The organism is Emticicia oligotrophica DSM 17448, from assembly GCF_000263195.1.
Taxonomy (GTDB): Bacteria; Bacteroidota; Bacteroidia; order Cytophagales; family Spirosomataceae; genus Emticicia; species Emticicia oligotrophica.
This window is the reverse complement of the sequence record NC_018748.1, coordinates 708,305-730,513: the sequence shown is the minus strand read 5'-3', so window position 1 is coordinate 730,513 and position 22,209 is coordinate 708,305. Positions and strand designations below refer to the sequence as shown.

21 protein-coding genes are annotated in these 22,209 nt (G+C 36.2%); 12 read left to right on the top strand and 9 right to left on the bottom strand.

The window, feature by feature from the left end:
- Positions 1–250: 250 nt before the first annotated feature.
- Positions 251–745, bottom strand: coding sequence for a DUF4494 domain-containing protein (locus EMTOL_RS03135; protein WP_015027814.1), 495 nt, complete (start codon positions 743–745; stop codon positions 251–253).
- 234 nt (positions 746–979) lie between these two features.
- Here EMTOL_RS03135 and EMTOL_RS03130 point away from each other — a divergent pair, with 234 nt between their 5' ends.
- The gene (locus EMTOL_RS03130; RefSeq protein WP_015027813.1) at positions 980–2,290 is read left to right on the top strand and encodes a DUF5690 family protein; all 1,311 of its coding nucleotides are present in this window, start codon (positions 980–982) and stop codon (positions 2,288–2,290) included.
- Between the two features lie 89 nt (positions 2,291–2,379).
- Here the strand turns inward: EMTOL_RS03130 and EMTOL_RS03125 are convergent, their stop codons facing one another.
- Positions 2,380–3,525, bottom strand: coding sequence for a TIGR03364 family FAD-dependent oxidoreductase (locus EMTOL_RS03125; protein ID WP_015027812.1), 1,146 nt, complete (start codon positions 3,523–3,525; stop codon positions 2,380–2,382).
- 31 nt (positions 3,526–3,556) lie between these two features.
- A complete protein-coding gene (locus EMTOL_RS03120; RefSeq protein WP_015027811.1) occupies positions 3,557–4,297 on the bottom strand; it encodes an HAD family hydrolase in 741 nt (246 codons plus the stop codon).
- Between the two features lie 175 nt (positions 4,298–4,472).
- On the opposite strand from EMTOL_RS03120, the gene EMTOL_RS03115 reads away from it, so the two are divergent.
- From EMTOL_RS03115 to EMTOL_RS03095, 5 genes are all read left to right on the top strand, one after another.
- Positions 4,473–5,267, top strand: coding sequence for a protein-glutamine glutaminase family protein (locus tag EMTOL_RS03115; RefSeq protein WP_015027810.1), 795 nt, complete (start codon positions 4,473–4,475; stop codon positions 5,265–5,267).
- Between the two features lie 242 nt (positions 5,268–5,509).
- The gene (locus EMTOL_RS03110; RefSeq protein ID WP_015027809.1) at positions 5,510–8,731 is read left to right on the top strand and encodes a SusC/RagA family TonB-linked outer membrane protein; all 3,222 of its coding nucleotides are present in this window, start codon (positions 5,510–5,512) and stop codon (positions 8,729–8,731) included.
- Between the two features lie 112 nt (positions 8,732–8,843).
- Positions 8,844–10,439, top strand: coding sequence for a SusD/RagB family nutrient-binding outer membrane lipoprotein (locus tag EMTOL_RS03105; protein ID WP_015027808.1), 1,596 nt, complete (start codon positions 8,844–8,846; stop codon positions 10,437–10,439).
- A gap of 81 nt (positions 10,440–10,520) precedes the next feature.
- The gene (locus EMTOL_RS03100) at positions 10,521–11,081 is read left to right on the top strand and encodes a phosphonate degradation HD-domain oxygenase (RefSeq protein WP_015027807.1); all 561 of its coding nucleotides are present in this window, start codon (positions 10,521–10,523) and stop codon (positions 11,079–11,081) included.
- Entirely contained in the window at positions 11,078–12,148 is a 1,071-nt protein-coding gene (locus EMTOL_RS03095; protein WP_015027806.1) for an alkaline phosphatase family protein, read from the top strand. Before EMTOL_RS03100 ends, EMTOL_RS03095 begins: the two co-directional genes overlap by 4 nt.
- A 53-nt stretch (positions 12,149–12,201) precedes the next feature.
- Here the strand turns inward: EMTOL_RS03095 and EMTOL_RS03090 are convergent, their stop codons facing one another.
- The gene (locus EMTOL_RS03090) at positions 12,202–13,329 is read right to left on the bottom strand and encodes a glycosyltransferase family protein (RefSeq protein WP_015027805.1); all 1,128 of its coding nucleotides are present in this window, start codon (positions 13,327–13,329) and stop codon (positions 12,202–12,204) included.
- A 54-nt stretch (positions 13,330–13,383) separates the two neighbouring features.
- Entirely contained in the window at positions 13,384–14,220 is an 837-nt protein-coding gene (locus tag EMTOL_RS03085; RefSeq protein ID WP_015027804.1) for a UDP-2,3-diacylglucosamine diphosphatase, read from the bottom strand.
- A 389-nt stretch (positions 14,221–14,609) separates the two neighbouring features.
- Here EMTOL_RS03085 and panC point away from each other — a divergent pair, with 389 nt between their 5' ends.
- The 6 genes from panC to EMTOL_RS21625 all read left to right on the top strand — a co-directional run bounded on the left by panC (position 14,610) and on the right by EMTOL_RS21625 (position 19,165).
- Positions 14,610–15,452 (top strand): pantoate--beta-alanine ligase, encoded by an 843-nt coding sequence (panC, locus tag EMTOL_RS03080; RefSeq protein ID WP_015027803.1) that lies wholly within the window; start codon positions 14,610–14,612, stop codon positions 15,450–15,452.
- 70 nt (positions 15,453–15,522) lie between these two features.
- Complete coding sequence (locus EMTOL_RS03075) at positions 15,523–16,353, top strand: helix-turn-helix transcriptional regulator (protein ID WP_015027802.1); 831 nt, start codon at positions 15,523–15,525, stop codon at positions 16,351–16,353.
- 78 nt (positions 16,354–16,431) lie between these two features.
- Complete coding sequence (locus EMTOL_RS03070) at positions 16,432–16,932, top strand: SgcJ/EcaC family oxidoreductase (protein ID WP_015027801.1); 501 nt, start codon at positions 16,432–16,434, stop codon at positions 16,930–16,932.
- Between the two features lie 86 nt (positions 16,933–17,018).
- Positions 17,019–17,567, top strand: a complete 549-nt coding sequence (locus tag EMTOL_RS03065; RefSeq protein ID WP_015027800.1) for a cupin domain-containing protein — start codon at positions 17,019–17,021, stop codon at positions 17,565–17,567.
- Positions 17,568–17,609: 42 nt separating this feature from the next.
- Positions 17,610–18,440 carry a helix-turn-helix domain-containing protein gene (locus tag EMTOL_RS03060; RefSeq protein ID WP_015027799.1) on the top strand — a complete coding sequence of 277 codons (831 nt, stop codon included), beginning with the start codon at positions 17,610–17,612 and terminating at the stop codon, positions 18,438–18,440.
- A 143-nt stretch (positions 18,441–18,583) separates the two neighbouring features.
- Positions 18,584–19,165 (top strand): hypothetical protein, encoded by a 582-nt coding sequence (locus EMTOL_RS21625; protein ID WP_015027798.1) that lies wholly within the window; start codon positions 18,584–18,586, stop codon positions 19,163–19,165.
- A 56-nt stretch (positions 19,166–19,221) separates the two neighbouring features.
- Here EMTOL_RS21625 and EMTOL_RS03050 read toward each other — a convergent pair whose 3' ends face one another.
- The 4 genes from EMTOL_RS03050 to EMTOL_RS03035 form a co-directional block, all read right to left on the bottom strand.
- Positions 19,222–19,968, bottom strand: coding sequence for an NIPSNAP family protein (locus tag EMTOL_RS03050; protein WP_015027797.1), 747 nt, complete (start codon positions 19,966–19,968; stop codon positions 19,222–19,224).
- A gap of 172 nt (positions 19,969–20,140) precedes the next feature.
- Positions 20,141–20,497: a DUF2200 domain-containing protein gene (locus EMTOL_RS03045; protein WP_015027796.1), complete on the bottom strand. Its 357-nt coding sequence runs from the start codon at positions 20,495–20,497 to the stop codon at positions 20,141–20,143.
- 10 nt (positions 20,498–20,507) lie between these two features.
- Positions 20,508–21,401, bottom strand: a complete 894-nt coding sequence (locus EMTOL_RS03040) for an NAD-dependent epimerase/dehydratase family protein (protein WP_015027795.1) — start codon at positions 21,399–21,401, stop codon at positions 20,508–20,510.
- Positions 21,402–21,454: 53 nt separating this feature from the next.
- A complete protein-coding gene (locus EMTOL_RS03035) occupies positions 21,455–22,207 on the bottom strand; it encodes a hypothetical protein (RefSeq protein ID WP_015027794.1) in 753 nt (250 codons plus the stop codon).
- Positions 22,208–22,209: the final 2 nt, after the last annotated feature.

Below are 22,209 nucleotides of genomic sequence, written 5' to 3'. Positions count from 1 at the left end.
ATTCTGGCGTCCATCTATTGTCAATTACCCTTATACTCTAATCTAAAAATATTTGTGAAAACAAAAAGATTATCAGCTAATGGCTGAGAATTGAATCAACTACTACGGTAGTTCAATTGATTCATATTGGTGTTAAAATCAGAAAAGTCAGAGGCGTTGTCTCTGACTTTTTCTTTTGTGTTGTAGCAAAAGTCTACGAATTGTTCGGGTTAGAGAAACACAAGTCGGAGACTTGTGCTACGAACGATTTTTATTCCGCATTTGCCATTACTTCCGAAAGCGGTCGGAAATTACCACTTTTCAGCTTCTTTTCGTCTGGACTTTCATAAGGTACAACCTCTAAAATATTCGTGATATTGATATCAGTAATTTCATAATCCTCCACGGTTCCGAGTCTTTCCGAAATTAATTGATAAGCCAAAAGAGGGTTATCGGCATTGATAAGCATATTATATGCCGTACGTTTTTCTTTTTGGGCTTTTTCGTCAAAACTTACAAAGTTCACCTTTACTTTAAACCACTTTTCTGAACCTTCATCCACAAAAAACACTTCATGTAGTCGCATTCTTGAAAGTCCAACCAGCTGAAAATCAGGTGTGTTTGATGCCACGGTTTCATAGATTCGAGCTTCTGCATCTGTATATGATACCGCATCGACTAAATATACTTCTGTGATTTTTACAGTTTTATCTTTTTCATCTACCCTTTGATAGCGGATTTTCCCTTGATACCAACAATTAGACATTGCTATTGGATTTTTTAGTAAGCAAAAATTTAACGAAACAAAGGTAAGAGCATTCTACCAAAATCGAAAAATATATTATCCACCAATTATTCACCAAAAACTAACTCATTCGTAATACTGCCTTAATGATGAGTTTACATGAGTTTCTGAACTTGAATTGATTTTAGCACCTCCAAGAATTTTTCGAAAAGCACGTTTACTGCTATTCTGCTTCATCTCAATTAAATATTTATTGTGAAAAAACTACTTGAAAAGTCAGAGGTTTTGCTCGTTTTATGGTGTATTATTGCCGCTTTTGGGGCCTATTTTTGTATGTATGCCTTTCGTAAGCCATTCACAACAGGATTATATGAAAATTTCAAACTTTGGGGAATGGGCTATAAAAGTATTCTGATTATTTCGCAGGTATTTGGCTATATGTTATCGAAAGTAATTGGAATTAAGGTCATTGCCGAACTAAAAGATAAAAAACGTATCGGCTTGATTATATGCCTAATAGCTTTTGCGGAAGCGGCTTTATTGGCATTTGCGGCGGTTCCGTTTCCATATAATTTTATTTTTTTATTTCTCAATGGTTTACCTCTGGGAATGGTCTGGGGGGTAATTTTTAGTTTTTTAGAGGGGCGAAAACTAACCGAATTTTTGGCTCTCGGCTTAAGTTTAAATTTAGTAATGACCTCCGGTGTACTCAAAACAATTTATTTGCATCTTCAAGAAACTTTCCATTTGTCCGAGTTTAATTTACCATTTGTAATCGGACTTATCTTTTTGCCTTTTTTCTTATTTTTTGTGTGGATGTTGGCACAAATTCCTGCTCCTAATGCCGAAGATTTGCAACTAAGAAGTGAGCGTACGGCCATGAATCAAACCGATAAAAGCTTAATAATGAAAGAATTTGGCTTTGGTCTGCTTTGCTTCGTAGGTACTTATTTACTTTTAGCAACAATGCGTGATTTTAGAGATAATTTTGCCATTGAAGTTTGGCGAGAAATTGACCCCCAATTTAATAAAACTATTTTCTCAAAGGTTGAAACGAGTATTGGTTTGGTAGTTGTTAGCTTGATAGCTCTCAATGCGTTTATAAAAAATAATTTTCACTCATATCTTACTTTTTCAGGTATGATGATTTTAGCCGTGATGCTCTGTGGTGGAAGTACGTGGGCGTTTGAACAGCAATTAATTAGCCCTAAAATTTGGATGGTAAGTCTTGGAATTGGCTTATTCTTGCCTTATTTACTCATTCAAACAGTAGTATTTGAACGCTTAATTGCTCTTTTCAAGGCTCGGGGAAACGTAGGTTTTTTGGTATATATCTGTGACTCGGTCGGTTATCTGGGAAGTGTTATTTTGCTATTTTATAGAGAGTTTTTCTTGAGAAAAATATCTTTTCTGAATATTCTCAGCACTTTTAGTTATATTATTTCAATGGTTTGCTTTACGCTGCTTGTGCTTCAACTATTCTACTTTTCAAATAAATATCTTAAAGGAAAATTGTGGTGGAAGGTTTCGCCACAAGAAGAATCTGAATATAATCCGATTGGATAAAAGTAATTGTGGCACAACCTTCGAGATGTGGTACAATTGTTATTTCATTTTGTAGAGACGTAATATATTACGTCTCTACAAGGTTGTCTCTAGCAATACAACTGCTGAATATTTTGTTCGGCATAACCAGCACTGGTAGTCATTCCTTTGCCACCAATACCCGTAAAAATATGGATATTGGGAGAAATAGTATGTTCAAAAATCTCATTTGGGTGTTGTGCATAAAAACCAGCCCAAGTACGAGCTATCTGATTTACAGGAAAATGCACGATTCGTTCGGCCTCCTTAATCATGAGTTTATTGATATATTCTTTTGTATCGAAACCCAATTCGTCGGTTTTCCCTACTGGTGCATATTCGTGCGAGTCTCCGATGATAATTGAACCATCAATTGCTTGCTTAAAAAGTATATGAATGCCCCATTTTTTTAGTTCTGTATAATGCTCTGGAGTTGTACTATCTTTATAAGATGGACACTCCTCAAATGACTCATATCTACGAATAGAAAGTCCAGTGAGAATATTACCTTTTAATGAAATATTCTTCAACGGAACAGTCTGCATCATTTGTAATTTGCTAACAATGAGTCCACTTTGTGCATAGACTTCTGGATACAATAAATTGAAGATATATCCGCTACAAATAATGATTTTATCAGCAGTAAACTTTTCTTTACTGGCAGTTAGAACTTCCGCACGTCCGTTTACCTCTTGACAGTCAATGACGGTAGCATTAGTTTTGTAAGCAACTTTATGATTTTCTTGAAGATAATCTAAGATTCTGTAAATCAACAAATTAGGTTCTATACTGACTTCGTTAGGGTAATAAATGCCTCCCTTTACATAATCTGCTTTTAGTTCTGGATATTGCTCCAAGCACTGCCTTTTAGAAAGAAGGCTGCAATTATAGCCTTTACTTTGATGAATGGCATAAAGTTCATTAGCTAATGTCCATTCAGTATCATCAGAGGCAACATACACGGTTCCGTTATTTCTAACCGAAATATCAAATTTTTGTTGAATATCTTGGTAAATTTCAAGGCTTCGGCGACCATAATCAAACCACCTACCTGATGAACCAGAAGGTACTGCTTGTCCGAAATTTCTCACCGTTGAACCAACCGGGAAATTGTCTTTTTCGAGGATTAATACACTTTTGCCGAGTTTAGCTGCATGATAGGCATGAAAAGCCCCCATTATCCCGCTACCAACGACTATAAGGTCAAAATTTTTCATTGAAAAGAGTGATAAAGATGGTAAATTGAGGCTATTCTTCGTTTAAAATTGAGGCATTTTCGATGATAGTTTTTAATCCTAAGACCGAATCAAGCAAACCATCGTTTGGAATAACTTGTAATTGTTCACGCGTGTGTGTGCCATTTACCACGCCCAAAGACATTCTACATCCTGCCTTAACTCCCGATTGAAGGTCAGAAGGAGTATCTCCAATATTGATTACTTCAGACTTACTCTCAATACCTAAAAGTTTCATGGCTTTTTGTATCATGTATGGCTCGGGGCGTCCCTTCACTACCTCATCGCTAGCGATTGAAACATCAATTACCGATTTGCCAGAAATATTCAAATAGTTATATTCTAAGCCATCGAGCCAGCCCAGTTTTTCGAGAATAATATTAGTCACTTTGCGATAAAAACCCGTGGTGAGAGCAATTTTTATGTCTTTTTTTCGAAGAAAATCAAAGATTTCTAAACAACCTTCTGTTGGTAGAATCGGAGAATTTTTGTAATGGTCTTCGAGTATCATGCGGAAATAATCGTATGAATACACTACATTTTCATTGTATTCAGGATGAGATTGTCCGATACGTTCATCCCATAAAAGTTTGAAAACTTCAACTTTTGAATAACCTTGTAAGGCTAAAATTCTCTCATCGGATACTTGAAGGCCAGTTTCAGCACAAGCACGTGCAAAGCAAGTTTCAACTTCTTTTTTATCTTGTACGGTTGTACCCGCCATATCAAAAACCACTAATTTAATTGCTGACATTTTTTGCTGATTAGTTTGATTGCTCGACAAAGTAAACCATTTAAAGTTAGTTGGATTTAAACAAAATATAAACAAATTGTTAAGCAAATATTAGGACTTTACAATTAACAAATCCTTAATCAATTTGGTAGAAATCTTCGTTTTTTGCTAACCTATTTTTGCTAAAAAAACGAAAATGGTTTTACCCAAAACACATACCCAACTTTCGCGAATTACTAATAATTATCTTGAGTATTATTTTGAAGAACTCAAATTTCTCCTATTTCCACTCTACGAATACAAGCAGGGGAATTGCCATAATCTAACCCATTTTGCTTCACTTATTTTACGTAGTTATGGGGTTCAGCACAAAAAGATATGGATTTATGCTCCAACTCGTTATTCAGAAAATTCAAAACAAACCATTCAATTACCCGACCCTAACCAACTTTCACCCAATGGTTTACTTACTTGGGGTTTTCATGTGGCTCTTTTGCTTGAATATGATGGCATTGAATTGGTTTTCGATTTTTTTATTGATTCTTCTAAACCTTTGGCAGTAGGAGAGTGGCTTGAACGCATGCACGCCAAGAAGTTTTTTGTAGATATTGTTCAACCCGATTATTACTTATTTTATTCGACGCCATCAGCCACCAAAAAGAATGGTCTTTTTTCGGGCGAGTATTTTCTGTATGAAGGACTTTGTCGAGAAGAAAAATGGATAGCAAAGGGCTTGGCTATCAACGATACTGCGGTAGAATTTTACAAAAGAGAATGGTTTAATTTTAAATATAATACGCCTCAAACGATTGATTACAAGTGGTTGGTAGGAAGGGTGAATAATTTTGAATGTGTGCTGAGAGATGCTTCTATTAATAAAAAAATGACAGTGGAATTTCAAGAAAAACATGCTTCTTTAATCGCAGAATATCGTGAGGTGTATGCTCAAAAACTAGAAAAGTGGACGGAAAAACTTGGAATTTATTTATGAAACTTTATTAATTGAGCATGTGTGTGCACGATTAAATAATTTTTTTATACCAACAATTCTCTAAATTCATTCTTAACGAAAAGCTAATATTTGCCCCTGATTCTTCACAATTGCTTAAAACTTGGGTCATATTCAATTTATACTAACTACTGACCTTTGCGGCGTCAAATTCTGGCTTTCATATAATAAAATAAACAACTCATCCAGAAAGCCTGAACCATAAACCCAAATAATCATCTTTTATGAACAAATCTCTACGCCAAACCAGATTTACTGGTTTAATCAGAATTTTGTTTTGCATGCTATTGGCAGTTACGTATGCCAATGCCCAAAATCAGAATGTTAGTGGTAAAATTACTGCTCCTAATGGCGATGCCATTCCGGGAGTGAGCGTCCTTGTGAAAGGAACGAATCAAGGTACAAATACCGATGCAGAAGGTAATTACAAATTATCTAATCTTTCGGCTCGTTCGGTATTAGTTTTTTCAGCAATTGGTTTCACAACTGTAGAAAAAACAGTTGGCAATCAGTCAGTTATTAGTATTGCTTTACAGGAAGACACTAAAACACTCAATGAGGTGGTGGTGACGGCCCTTGGTATTAAAAAAGATGCTCGTCGAATTGGTGTGGCTATTCAGAGTGTAGATGGAGCTTCTACAATTAAGGCTCGTGAACCCAATGCAATTAACGCTTTAGCTGGTAAAGTAGCTGGTTTAACTGTGGGTGTTCAACAAGAAATGCTTCGTAAGCCAAATATCTCTTTACGAGGTAATAGTGATTTACTTTTCGTTGTTGATGGTGTGCCAATTAACTCTGATACTTGGAATATCAGTCCAGATGATATTGAGTCATATTCAGTATTGAAAGGTGCTTCGGCATCAGCTTTATATGGTTTCCGTGGTAAAAATGGTGCTATTTTGATTACTACTAAACGTGGTTCGAAAGATAAAAGGGGTTTTTCGGTTGATGTAAATTCATCTACAATGTTTGATAGAGGTTTCTATGCAATTCCAAAAGTTCAGGATGAATATGGCCCGGGCGACCACGGTCGTTATGCCTTTGTTGATGGTAAAGGTGGTGGTTTGAACGATGGTGATTATGATGGTGGTTGGGGACCAAAATTTGAAGGTCAATTAATTCCACAATACGATAGCCCTATCAACCCAGTAACAGGACAAAGAATTCCTACGCCTTGGACTGCTCGTGGTAAAGATAATTTAGAGCGTTTCTTACAAACAGGTATTTTATCAACTAATAATATTTCAGTTTCGTCAACTGGTGATAAGTACAATTTGAGATTCTCTACTTCTCAGATTTCTCAACGTGGTATTGTTCCAAATACTAAATTGAATATTACCAACTTCAATGTTGCTGCTGATTATAAATTTTCAAATAAACTTTCGTTTACTTCTAATCTTCAATACAATCGCCAATACACACCAAATATTCCTGATATCAATTATGGTCCAAACTCAATCATCTATAACATGACTCTTTGGGCTGGTGCCGACTGGAGTGTAGATGATATGCGTAATTATTGGCAGCCAGGAAAAGAAGGTATTCAACAAATTTATGCTGAGTATCAACGCTATAATAACCCATATTTCATGAGTTATGAGTGGTTGCGTGGACATTATAAAACTGATATCATTGGGCAAGCAGCATTGACTTATAAGTTTACTGATTATTTAGAGGCAACGCTTCGTTCGCAGGTTACAACTTGGAATTTATTCCGCAATGAAAAAATGCCTTATTCGGCTGGTGCTTATGGCCGTGACGAACGTAGAGGAGATTACCGTGAAGACAGAAGAAACCTATTCGAAAATAATACCGATGTATTAGTAAAATTCGATAAAGATATTTTTGCGGGCTTTAATACAAAAATTTGGGCAGGTGCTAATATTCGTTCTTTTGAATATAATTCACAATATGGCTCAACAGATTATTTGAACGTTCCGGGTTTATACAATTTCAATAACTCATCCAACCCAGTTCGTACGGCCAATTTCGCTTCAGCAATGCGTGTAAATTCAGCATATTATTCGGCTGACTTTTCTTACAAAAACTTATTGACAGTTTCAACTACGGGTCGTGTAGATAAACTTTCTACGCTTCCGTCTGGAAATAATACTTTCTTTTATCCTTCGGTCGCACTTGCAACGGTTATCTCTGACTACGTAAATGTTCCATCGTTTATTTCTTTCTTGAAAGTTCGTGGTTCGTATGCGAACGTAAAAGATGGTTTGACTCGCTCAACAATCGGTACTACACCAGCCTTAACGGGTGATGGTAACCCAATAGGTTATGGCGAACAGTATTACTCGCCTTATGATGGCCCTGCTTATACAAATGCTGCTGTTTATTCTACGCCATTTGCTTATAATAACCAACCATCAGCTTATTTTACTGGAGCTTTGAACAATCCTAACTTAAAGCCAAGTTCAACTTCTCAGACTGAGATTGGTCTTGATTTCAAAGTATTGAAAAATCGTCTTGGTTTCGACCTCACACATTTCATTTCTAATGAAGGTCCAAGAATTTTCTCTTTACCAATATCTACTGCATCTGGCTATAGCTCAGCTTTAGTAAATGGTATTAAGACTAAGAAAACAGGATGGGAATTAGCTATCACTGGTTCTCCAATCAAAACAGCTAAATTTAGCTGGGATATCGTAGCCAACTACTCTACCTTCAAAGAGGTGCTTACAGAAATTTACCCGGGTGTAACAAACCTTAATACTTTCTTCAAAGTAGGCGATAGATTAGATAAATTCTACGGACGTGCATTCGCTAAAACGCCAGATGGTCAGATAATTAACGATGCTTCTGGTCGTCCGATTTACAATCCAGTTAACCAATTCTTAGGTTATGTGAATCCAAAATTTGTGTTTGGTATCAATAATAAATTCAACTACAAAAACATCAACTTAAGTTTCCAATTTGATGGTCGTATTGGTGGTGTTATTTCAAATTATATCCAACGTCAAACTTTCCGTGGAGGTCGTCATATCGAGACTACTACAGGCAAATTTGGTGAGGCTCGCTACCAAGATTATTTAGGTGTGAAAGCCTACGTTGGTGAAGGTGTAGTGGTATCTAATGGCGTAGCTATTAAGTACGATGCTGATGGTAATATCACTAATTATGCTGAATTGAAATATGCACCCAATACTACTAAACAGTTTGTGCAAGATTATGTAAGCCGTTATTACAATTCAGATGAAGGTAACCTTATGAGTCGTTCTTTCGGAATGTTGCGTGAAGTAGTTTTGGGTTATACTTTACCTGACAGATGGTTTGGTAAGAATATCAAAAATGCAACGATTTCGGTGGTTGGTAGAAACTTATTGTATTTCGCTGAAAAGAAAGATATCGACCTTAATCAATATTTAACTGATGGCGGTTCGGGCTTACAAACTCCTTCAACTCGCCGTTATGGTGTGAATTTGAACTTTACATTTTAATAATTGATACAGTATAATATCTCTTTACCCTTTTATCAAAGGAAAGATTTTAAAGTTCCGCTTTGAGGGTAAGGAGATGTGAATCACTTCAATAATATTGACTTTCAAAAAAATGAAAATAAATAAAATATTCACTGCTATTTTCGCAGTTGCAGCTCTTACCTTGAGTAGTTGCGAAAAATCTTTCGAAGAACTCGAAAAAGACCCGAACCGCCCAGTGAACGTACCTGCTTCTTTGGTACTTCAAGGAGTAGAATCGGATATGTTCAATAATATTGGTCGTCCATTTAGTGCTGAAATGCGTTGGAATCAGTTCTATTGTTCAAATTATAACTATTATGCAACCAACGAATATACTTGGACATCAGGCTCAAACCATTACAATACGCTTAAAAACGTTATTAAAATGGAAGAGGAAGCTAAGCGTGCAGGCTTGGCCGATGTAAATGGTTATAGTGCTTTAGGTAAATTTTTCCGTGCATTTTTCTTTTATGAAATGACCGTTCGTATGGGAGATTTACCTATGAGTGAAGCACTTAAAGGTATCGACAACATCGCCCCAAAATATGATTCACAAAAAGCAGTTTTTGTGCAAATCTTGAAATGGTTAGATGAATCGAATGATAATATGGGGGCCTTAATTACAAAAGGTGAAACTTCAGTTTCTGGCGATTTTTATTTTGGTGGAGATATGCGTAAATGGCAAAAAGCTGTAAACGCATATAAGTTGAGAGTATTAGTAGCTTTGAGCAAAAAAGAAACGGATAGCGACCTCAATATCAAAGCTCGTTTTTCTGAATTGATGTCAAATCCTACTAAATATCCTTTGTTTACAAGTTTGACAGAAAGCTTACAATATACCTACAATAATTTTAATAAGTATCCTTCAAATCCTGATAACTTTGGTTTTGATGCTACACGTCAGAATATGTCGAAGGCATATGTTGAGCCATTATCTTTACTAAACGACCCACGTGTAATGATTACTTGCGAACCTGCAGGTGCTGAATTGAAAGCAGGCAAAAAACCTTCCGATTTTAGTGCTTACGTGGGTGCATCTTCAGCTGAAGATTTAACCGATATGAGTGAAAAAGCGGGCCGTAATAATGGTGCTGGCTATGCTCCGGGTGTTTATTCATTCCAAAATCGTTTCCGTTATTACCGAAATTATACTGCTGAAACAACTTTTATCGTAGGCTTCCCTGAAATGTGTTTCAATATCGCTGAGGCTTACCATCTAGGTTGGGCAACTGGTGATGCTGAGACTTGGTACAAAAAAGGTATTCAGGCTTCAATGGATTTTTATGGTGTAAAAAATGGTACAAATACCATGACTTACTCAAAAACAGGTGGACGTGATGCAGCTGATTTAGCTACATTTACCATTGATTTTGATTTTGAAAAATATTATGCTCAAACTTCAGTAAAATATGATGGTAAAACAGCTAAAGGTCAAGAGCAGATTTTAACTCAAAAGTATTTGGCGTTTTTCATGAATTCTGGTATGGAAGCGTATTTTAACTGGCGACGTACGGGCTTTCCTAAATTCTATGCAGGTGTTGGTAATGGAAACTCAAACCGTATTGCTATTCGTTGGCAGTATCCGTTATCAGAGCGTACAACAAATTCTACCAATTACAAAGCAGCTATTGATAGCCAGTTTGGTGGAAAAGATGATATCAATGATTCATTATGGTTATTGAAGTAATAATTCATATCATAGGTTTAGTTTTAAAAGCGGAGTTTTTTAGCTCCGCTTTTCTTTGGTTTAATTCAAAAGGATAATTTAATGGCTCAAAAAATAATTTCAGAAATTCGCCAACTTTTCGTTAATCAAGGAGATGATGAATATTACGGTGAAAAAATCAGTCAATACGAACATGCCGCTCAAGCAGCCATTTTGGCTAAACGACAAGGCTACGATGAAGAAGTACAAATAGCCGCTTTTTTGCACGATATTGGGCATTTATTTCCTGCTCAAACTGAAGAAGAATTGATGGAAGTTTATGGTCGAAAAGACCATGAATCGGTAGCTGCTGATTGGCTTAGAGAACGAGGTTTTAGTGAAAAAATAGCTATTTTAGTCGAAAATCATGTTAATGCTAAGCGATATTTGACCTACTTAGATGAAGATTACTACGAAGCTCTTTCAGAGGCCAGTAAGCAAACATTGATGTTTCAAGGAGGGAGAATGACCGAAAATGAAGCGAAAAATTTCGAACAAAATCCTTATTTTGAACTTATCATAAAAATGCGACGCTGGGATGAAGCCGCCAAGGTTGAAAATATGCCCTTACCGCAATTAGAGCATTTCCTTGATATTATAAACATCTATCTAACTCAACAATGAAAAAAACTCTCTTTTTACTTTTACTGAGCCTTTCCGTCTTTGCTCAAAACAAAACCGAAAACGTTTTTATTATCACAACTGATGGTTTTCGTTGGCAAGAACTTTTTGGAGGAGTTGACACCACAATTTTGAAAGATGATAAATTTGTCAGAAATCGTAATAGAATAAAAAATAGCTTTTTCGCCCCAACAAAAGAAGAAAGCCGTCAAAAATTAATGCCATTTATGTGGAATACGGTTGCCAAAGAAGGACAATTGTATGGTAATCGTTGGTACAATAATAAGGTGAATGTCATGAATCCATATTGGTTTTCTTATCCTGGCTATAATGAGATTTTAAGTGGGTATGCCGATGATAAAATCAATTCGAACGATAAAAATTATAACGAAAATATCACCGTACTTGAGTTTCTAAACAATCAGCCTAAATTAAAAGGAAAGGTTGCGGCTTATACTACATGGGATGCTTTCCCTTACATAATTAACGATAAACGTAGTGGAATTCCTGTAAATGCTGCTAAAGATGTAGTGAAAGCAGATAAATTGACTGAAAAAGAAGAACTTTTGAATGAAATTTTGAAAAACTACCCAAGTCTTGCAAGCGACCGTCATGATTTCATTACCTATTATTTAGCTAAAGAATATATCAAGAAAAATAAGCCGAAGGTCTTCTTTTTATCTTTTGATGAAACTGATGAGTTTGCCCATGAAGCTAAATATGATGAGTATCTTTTTGCGGCGAATACTGCCGATAGATTCATTGGCGATTTATGGAAATATTGTCAATCAACGCCTGAATATAAAGGTAAAACAACTTTCCTTATTTTAACTGACCATGGTAGAGGTGATAAAGTAAAATCGCAATGGACAAGCCATGGTCAAAAAGTGTCTGATTGTTATCAGATTTGGATGGCAGCCATTGGGCCAGACACGCCAGCATTAGGAGAAGTAAAAGAAGAAGGACAATTATTCCAAAATCAAATTGCTAAAACGGCAGCCAAGTTATTGGGTTATGAATTTGAAAATGGCAAGCCCGTGGGAACTGTCATTACAGGAATAAAAAAGTAGAAAAAACTAATGAAGAAATGGATGGTTACTGAATTATTCAGTAACCATTTTTTTCAGGCTATAGTAGGTATTAAATCAAAATTTGGAGCATTGTGTGTATCAAAAATATTGTCAATTTCTCTTAAAAATAAAAAAGTACTACGGCTATGCCATAATTGAAAATCGGTGCTAATATCTTGGTGTTTAGGGATATACTTCATGAACTCATTAAGTTCAAATTTATTACCCATAATGCCAGCACCCGCACGTTTAGCATCGAGTGCATTACAAGCCTGTTCGTAGTGTTTCGGCACAGGAATCATAAGCGTTGGCTTACCTAAATACATGGCTTCACAAACTGACTCAAATCCTGCCGTAGTGACCAAACCATTACAGTTTTGCATCATTTCTAAGAACTTTTGCCCGTTTATTCGATGAAAATGCAAATTTCTTGCATATTTATAGACTTCAGTATTTTGGGGTTTATCCCAAAAGCAATGGACCATCACTTTAGGATTTTTACTGTGCCATTTGATAAGCTCATCTGCCAAAGAATATTGGGTTAAATAAACCAAAACAAAGTCTTTGTTTTGGGGTTTTAATTGCTCAATTTCTGAGCGTAAAAGCGGTGGTATAACATAAATATTTTGCTTTTCATCGTTGGCAAATGGAGTAAAAGATAAGGCCAGTTTTTTAATTGAACCTAAGGCTGTAATACGAGTATTGGTATTGACAAGCAATTGATCAAACCAATGGTTTTTTGGGTGTTGAAAGTTAGGGTGGAGTAGCAGGTATTGATGGGCGATACATACCATCGGAATGGCTGGTCGATATAAAAATTGATGAATTCCGCCCAAAACGTCATAAAAATTTATAATTATATCGGGGTTCAATTGATTGATAATGGTGTTTATTTTTCGGATACTTGAAATGTATTTTTTTACATTCAAAAAGGTTTGGGTAAGTGTTTTTCTAATATCTAGTGCTTTGGTTTTCTTGCAATATGCCAAACAAGGGCTTGCAAATGAGAAGCTTGGTGCATGAAATTTTTCAAGAAAAAATGATGGAATTTTCTTGCCATCGGCCGAACCTACAAGAGCTCCAATTACTTCATGATTATTTTTACTCAGCATTTCGCTGAGGGCAATCGCTTGAGTTAGATGCCCACGACCTTCGCCTTGGATAATGAAAAGATATTTCATGCCTTTGATGAGCTTTTAATCAAAAATGTCTATTGAAAATTGCTTATTTTGTTCTTATAAAGAAGCCGCGATTCGAGGTAAAACAAACTTTTCGTTATTACTAGGTTCTTCCTCTTCTTCATTCTCATCTGTTTCAGAAATTTCATCACTCACTGAATAATAAACTAAGCTCCATTTGCCATCAAAATCTTCTACCAAGGCCGACATCGTTTCTACCCAATCACCAGAGTTGAGGTAAGTAATTCCATTAATTTCTCGAATAGCCGCTTGGTGAATATGTCCGCAAATAATGCCATCGCAGTCTTTGGCTTTTGCTAAATCGGAAAGTTTTTCCTCGAAATCGTTTACATAATTTACTGCTATCTTAACTTTCTGTTTTACTACTTGAGAAAGTGAATAATACGGTAGTCCACGCCATTCGCGGTAAGCATTGTAGTTTTTATTTAGCCAAAGTAGAAAAGTATAGCCCAAATCTCCCAAATGTGCGAGCCATTTCATGTTAGTAGTGATGCTATCAAAAACATCGCCGTGGGTAATGTAAAATCTTTTATCGCCCGAATGGAGTATGTAGTCTCTTCTGATTTGGAATTGTTTTCCAACTACCAAAGGCATTATTTGGTCAAGAAAATCATCGTGATTTCCCCTTAAATACACAACTTTAGTATCATGTTTGTCCATCATTTTCAGCACAACTCTAAAAAAAGCTGTGTGTTTTTTCTTCCAGTTTCCGTATTTTTTCAACGCCCAACCATCAATGATATCACCATTCAAGATGAGCCTTTGGCAGCGGTATTGTTTTAGAAATTCAGTAACTTCCTTCGCTTTGGAACCACTCGTTCCTAAATGAATATCAGAAAGTACAATGGTGCGAAAATGTTTGTGTTTTTTCATGCCAACAAAATTCTACATTCTATATAAACTGCCTATTATCAAGAAGTTATGAAAATGTAAAGTTGTGTTTGTTGAGCGGAGTTTTACTTTGCTCATCAGGTAGAAATAACTTTGAAATTTTTAATATGAATGCAGGATAGCAAATAATTTTTTGGACAAACGCATGAAAATACTGAAAGGATTATAATGAAACTTCCATCATCAATACTTTTGAAGATATATCACCCCCTTCGGGGTTCTTTTTGATAAAAAGATTCTCTATTTTCTATAATTATATTAGCCTTTCAGGATTGTTATACTTTTGGTCTAAATAATTCTATAACTTTGAGTCGAAAACCAGTTTGTTGGCATTTCAACAAATCACTTGAAACCGTTCTGATTTAGATTTTATGCATATTTTCAATACAATTTCTGAAACCCAGCAATTTCTCAAAGCCCAACAAAGGGGGGGTAAAACTATTGGTTTTGTGCCTACGATGGGGGCTTTACACGCAGGACACATCTCTTTAGTTGAGAAGGCCAAACACGAAAACGAATTGGCCGTTTGTAGTATTTTCGTGAACCCAACACAGTTCAATAATCCAGAAGATTTAAAAAAATACCCACGTACGCTCGAAAAAGACTGTACAATGCTCGAAGCTGCGGGCTGTGATGTGGTTTTTGCTCCATCAGCCGAAGAAATGTATCCGAGTTTGCCACAATTACGTATGGATTTTGGAAGTTTGGAAACTGTTATGGAAGGAAAGTTTCGCCCCGGACATTTCAATGGCGTTGGAATTGTGGTTAGCAAACTTTTCAATGTTGTAAAACCCGAAAAAGCTTATTTCGGACTCAAAGACCTGCAACAAGTGGCTGTTATTAGAAAAATGGTGCAGGATTTAAGTTTTGATGTAGAAATTATTCCGTGTCCGACTATGCGTGAAGCGGATGGATTGGCGATGTCTTCACGCAATACACGTCTTTCAACAGAAGCTCGAATTTTGGCTCCACAAATTTATAAGGCCCTCAATTTAGCCAAGCAAACCTTACAAGAAGGGGCAAGTGCCAAGGCTGCCCAAGCAGTTGTCAAACAACATTTTGAAGCATTTCCAGCTTTTGAATTAGAATATTTTGAAGTAGCTAATTTTGACTCTCTCGAATCTATCGAAGCAAAAATTGCAGATGGTAAAACTGCACTTTGTATAGCGGCATTCTTAGACGGTGTCCGTTTAATAGATAACATTGTATTTTAAGTGAAATATTACGCAAATTCGCTTAATTTGATGGAGTAATTGTAAATTTTATGAATTTCAATCAAAAATCATGTTTCACAAAGTTTATAGACCACATCCAGCTTTGAGCGAATTTGTGAATAACATCATGGTTTTTCGCTTTGAATTAGACCGAAATCTACCTCGACCTGAGTTTTCGTTTCCACCACTTCCCGAGCAATGCCTTTATTTTTATCCTTTTGAAGCTCCTGAAAGTGAATATCTTACCACCAATAAAAAAGTAAAACTCAATCGCAGCATTTTGGTTGGCCCGCAGGTGAATCGAATCAAGTTGAAGATGCACCATTCAAATTTTACGGTGAAAGTTGGTTTTCAACCGTGTGGCTTATATCGTTTGTTAGGTATTTCGATGAATAAGTTTCCCGTTGATGAATCGCTTGATAGTACTTATATTTTGGATAAAGATATTCATTTTATCAACGAACAATTAGCCGAAACGCAATCGCCTGATAGGTTGAAAGAAATTGTTGAGACTTTTCTACTAAAAAAACTCAATAAATTACGTAGCAGACTGCCAATTGACAGTGTTTTGCCGATTATTCTAAAAGATGGCGGACTTGTAAATGTTAATACCATTGCTTCGCAAGCTTGTGTGAGTAACCGACAATTAGAACGCCAATTTTTGCAGCGAGTAGGAGTTTCGCCTAAGTTTTTTATTCGCCAAACTCGCTTTGCTAAGGCTTGGGTTATGAAAGAAAATACACCCAATATCAAATGGACTACCATTGCTCACGAATGTGGCTACTTTGACCAAATGCACTTGATTCGAGATTTTAAGGCCTTTTGTGGAGTTTCCCCTTCAGTTATCGAAAACGAATTTAATGAAACTCCATTTTCGCTTCGTAATCAGCTCTATTATTAAACTTGTCGTATTTGTACTATTCCAGCAACTACTCATCCGCTAATTTTGTAATCAAGAATTAAACATAAATAATTGATTATGAGAAAATTAGTTTCATTTTGCTCTCTGTTTTTATTATCAAACGTACTTTTTGCTCAAGCTAAAACCACCGATGAAGTGGCGGTTGATAAGCAAGTCGATGCTTTGATTGCGAGCTGGAATAACCACAATTACGATGATATTGCCAATTACGCCACCGAAGATTGCGACTGGGTAAATGTAGTAGGTATGTGGTGGAAAAACCGCCGTGAGATACAATACGCTCATCAAGTTTTTCATGAAGGGATGTTCAAGAATGTTACGTTAACCAAGAAAAGCGTTCATTTTAGGGCTGTTACGAAAGATGTGATGGTGGTGCATCTGCTGCAGCGAGTGGGAGCTTATACTTCGCCATCGGGTACTTTATACCCAGAAGCTGATAATTTAAAACTGTTGGTTTTTGTAAAAAAAGCAGAAAAATGGCTTCTAACAGCCGTTGAAAATGTGGTGGTAATTGAGCAAGCTCAACGGAGTAATCCTGTCAATAAAATGCCGAAATAGAATGTCGATTTTTTACCACTAAAATATGCCAATGAAAGTCAAACTTTGTATCGAAATGATTATCGAACCTAATAAATCAAAAAACGATGCAACGCAGAAACTTCATTCAGGCCACTTTAGCCGCTTTTCCAGTAATTGCCAATCCATCAAAATTGACAGACGGAAATCGTTCACCTAAAGGTTTTACGGTAGGAGCAGGTAAAGACCGATTTAACCAACCAATCAAGTACCGAGGTGTAAATCCCAACGATGTAAAAATTTCGAGCAAAGATACCGATGGTCAACTATCAGTATTTGAGTACGTTGGATTTCAGAAGATTGGTCCACAACTACATGTTCATTTCGACCAAGACGAAATTTTTTATGTGGTAGAAGGCGAATATTTGTTTCAAGTAGGCGACGAACGCTCTACACTAAAAGCGGGTGATACGATTTTTTTGCCAAGAGCAGTGCCACATACATGGTTGCAACTAACCGACAAAGGAAAATTGGTGTATTTCTTACAACCTGCCGGCAAAATGGAAGAGTTTTTCAAGAAAATGAATGAATTGCAAGGTCCTCCAACACCCGAATTGGTGCAGCAGATCCATCAAGCACATGGTATGAAAGTAGTTGGCCCGCCTATTACTTTGTAATTGAAGCTAAATTTGGTAAATTGAATAAAAAAGCATAAAGTCATGCCATTTTTTTATGATTTACAACCCAGTTTAGCTTTGCGGCAGCACGTAAGAGTTTATCGGTTTATGCACTTGTCATTTACCGATAGTACTTTACCGCCTGCCAAAGCTTATCCGCCTCGGCCAGAAGTAACTTTGAGTTTTTATCCGAGAGACTCCGAAAAAGTAAGTTATGAAGATGGCCGAGTGCTGCCCCCTGTGCGGTCGGCATTGATTGGGCAGCAAAGTGTGGTGAGTAATCGGCACGTTGGCAAGGAGTTTCTGATGGTGCAAGTTGTTTTTCAACCGGGTGGGCTGTATCGACTAACGGGTATTCCGACGATAGATTTGAATAACCAATATTTTGATGCTGAGGCCGTTTTGGGCAAAGAAGTAAAGACTCTAAACGAACGTCTGACTAATATCGAAGATTATCCAAAGATGATACCCGTTGTCGAAGAATTTTTGTTGAATTTGATTAAGAAATCCACCTACGAGGTTCGCCCGATTGATAAAGTGGGAATTACTATGCTTCAGAATGTCAATCAATATTCGCTTGATTGGTTAGCTAAAGAATCATGTTTGAGTGTTAAGCAGTTTGAAAGAAATTTCAATGAACGTGTAGGTATTAATCCTAAATATTTTGCTCGTATCATTCGATTCGATAAAGCTTTCAGAATGAAAAATGCTTTCCCGAATAAAGATTGGCTTAGTATTGCACTTGATTGCGGCTATTATGATTACCAACATTTGGTAAGAGATTACAAAGAATTTACTGGCATGACTCCCGCCAGTTTTTATATGCAAGATACCCAATCGCCCGAGCGTAAGTTTGGAATCGTTGAGGTGTAGTAAACTTATTTTGGTGAAAAAAATAATAGAATCTCAAGTGTGGTAAATACTAATAAAATTATGAATTCTTGTAGCACAACTTTAATTGCTTAAAGTTGTAAAAATGCTTAATTTTAGGAATTTTACTTTATTATTTTTACAAAATGAAGTTAGGTTTACTTATTATGGCTTTGTTTTTCGCCTTGTTATTTATAATTGTAGGTGGAATGGGTTATTACGTAAGTTATAAAACTGATAGTAGGGAGTATCCGTGGGCTTATAGTTTTGATAAAAATAAACCTTTATTAGTTGGTAAGTGGGCAGGAAAGTTTATTGAACCTGATAGCGTTGAGAAGAAAATTAGTTTAGAGATATATGAGCCCTATACGAAGCTCGAACGCATTTTTTATAGCATAGGTTTTCCTTATAAAAGACGTGTTTATATTGCTAAAAATAAATTTGAAGGCTATCTTATTATTCAAAAAAAGTATAACAAAGAAGAGTATAAGGTGAGAGGTTCGATAAATAGGAAGAATATTAAATTTTTCGATTTTCATCTGCTTGCGAATGAGAAAGATACACCACCGTATCATTATTCATTTTTGTTTACGAATGGTGTTTGGCAAGAAAATCAAATGAGTTTTGTTCTGACGATTGTTTTTCGCAAAAATTCCTTGCCCAACAATTTGAAAAATCACGAACCTATTTTAAGTAAGAAAGTGAAGGTTTTATTAAAACGAGCTTGATAATGATAAAAAAAATCCAAAGTCTAAAGACTTTGGATTTTTTACTAAAAAAAGTTTTATCGAATCGTTGAGAAGTCAGTCGGAGTCATGTAGATAGATTCTACTTTTTCTACGATTTTACCGTTTTTCTCCGACTCATCACGAACTTTTATCCATTTTTCGTCTTTTCTGAATGAGTCAAACGAAGCTTTTCCTGCTTCTTCACTTTTATGAGCTAAGATATATACCAATCTTGATTGAGTTCCTTCTTTTTCTATGCTTTTCCAGTAAGCAATGTTTTCCATGCCATGCTTCTTGAAAAGTTTAGTAGTATGGTTTCTGAATCTAGCCAACACATTATCAATGTTATTTGGAGTGGCTGTATAGATTCTAAGCTCAAACATTCGCTCAGGATTTTTTACTTTTTCTTTAATTTTCGGAGAGAAATCAGTCGCAGTCATAAAGATAGACTCAACTTTCGCTACAATCTTACCATCTCTTTGTGATTCTTCGCTCACTTTTTTCCATTCTGGGTCAGCTCCGAAAGCTTTCCATGAGGCATCACGAGCCTCTTTATCTGGGTAAGCTAAAACGTAATACAAAGCATTTTTTTCGTTTTGAGTTGGCACCCAATAGCCAATGTTTGTCATTCCGTGACGCTCGAAAATTTTAGTGGTATGGTCTCTAAAGCGAGTTAATAAGTTAGGCAAACGCCCCGGTTCGCAGTAATAAATACGCATTTCGAAATAGCGATTATCTTGCTTTTGGGCAAAAACTAAGTTGGCAAGTGTTAATAATGCTACTAAAAGGAGTGATTTTCTCATTGTTTTAATTGAAAGGTTGAATTTTACTTGGCAAAGGTATTTCTTAGAACAATAGCTTGCAGAGTTTTTATATTTTTTTTTCAATTAAAATTTTCAAAAGGTACCTTTGAAGCTATTTCCTAAACATGAATAAACCCTGTACGGGCGGCGAAATATTTTTCGGTGTTAAATATTAACTGTTTCTCAGAATTTTTTCCATCTTTTTGCCTTTTGCTAGTTCATCGACCAATTTATCTAAATACCTAACTTTTTGAGTTAAAGGGTTATCGATTTCTTCTATTCGATAGCCACAAATCAGTCCTGTAATCAGATGAGCATTAGAATTTAATATAGCCTGTTCAAAAAAAGTTTTAAATGAAACTTTAGCATCAATTTGTGCTTGCACTTGATGTTCATCAAAGCCAGTAAGCCATTCGATTACTTGGTGAAGCTCTTGTTTGGTTCTGCCTTTTTTCTCTACTTTAGCAATATAGTGCGGATACACCGAAGCAAATGTCATTTCAGCAATACGTTCATCGTGCGTTTTCATTGTCTTTCAATTAGTCTATATTTACATATTTTCGCCAGTTATGTTGTTCTTTAAAGCCCAACATTTCACGGATTTTTCGATTAGAAAATAAGGCTTCGTACTCACCTAATTCACGGGTGATTGGCACATTCGGGAAGAATCTTTCAGCCAATTCTTTACTCGGAATTATTGCTCCATTAGTATCATTTCCAGCATTAAAGACCTGATAACCAAGGCCATCTTTTTGTAGGCATAAATCTACAATTTGACCTAAATCACGAGCATCTATATAGCAAAAAGCATTTCGGCGACGTACTTCTGGGTTTTTGAAATAATGCGGAAAAAGCTCAGCATATTCGTGTGGCTCAACTACATTTCCGATGCGAAGGGCATAAATATCATAGCCAGAGCGTCGCTGAAAAGTACGAGCCGTTTTTTCATTCACAACTTTTGAAAGACCATAACTATCCATTGGGTCAACGTCATAATCTTCTTCTAAAGGCAAAACTTTTGGGTCAGTTATTCCATCTGAAAAACAAATACCGTAAGTAGTTTCTGAGGAAGCAATTATAATCTTTTTGATTCCTAATTTAACAGCGGCCTCAATGACATTATAAGTGCCAACGGTATTTACTCGAAAAGTCTCATTATCGGGTTTAATTAAAATTCGAGGAACGGCTGCAAAATGCACGACGGCATCAAATTTTGGTACGCCATTACCCGCTTCGAGTTCATGCAAACCGATGTACGAACTCATAGCATTAAACATTTGTCCAGAATCGGTAATATCGGCAATAAGGTTATCTACACCGGGATGTTTGAGAGGAGTGAGGTCAACGTTTAAGACTTGATGTCCTTGTTCGAGTAAGTACGGAATTACGTGTTTACCTGCCTTACCCGAGCCACCTGTAAAAAATATTCGCATGGTTTTGGTTGGTTAGTGGTTTTATTGGTAACCGAAAGCGAGGTAGTTTGGTTTCAACAAATGAGCAACAACCGCTCAGTATTTTCAGTAGGGGCACGGTGAACGCATGGGGGTATTTTAGTTTCTGGATAATCAATCGCTAATCGCCAAATGTGCCCAATGCCTAAACTGATAGGAACTGCATTTGATTTAACTTGGTAATGTAGGTCAAAGAAATTTTCAATCAAAAAGTTTTCAAATCCCTCGTCATCGCTACCATAAATTTTTTTAAGTTCATTACGTATTTCTGGAATCAATATTTTTTGTGTAGCCTCTGAATTTGGTACTATTTCGCTTGAAGCACCATAATAAGTGCATAAAATAGTATCGGTTGGTACGGTTGAACGGTCCACATGAAAAGAATATACATCTGTCGAAAAAAACGGATACTCCTTGTCTCGTTCATAAGATTTAATCACATTAAGAACTGGAGCCGCACCATGTGCAGTGAGTAATTGTAAGTCGTTTAGGATAATCTCACGGGCCAGATTCCCTTGTTTGCTTAAAGTAAGTTTACGAAGTAGCTCTTCATCTATTACCGTTATATTTTCATTTAGTTCTACCTTATTAACAATCTCAGCGAAATCACCCACTAGATTACGTATCCAGCCAATCGCATTTATTTCTTCACTAAATGGCGTAGAAACGAGGTCTTGAAAATTAGTAACATGCTGAAATTGGGGTTTGGCTTGAGAAAAATCTATCATAGTGGCTAATTTACGAATAAAATCAATGAGTGGAATGTGTATGGCTTTAAAAATGTACACAA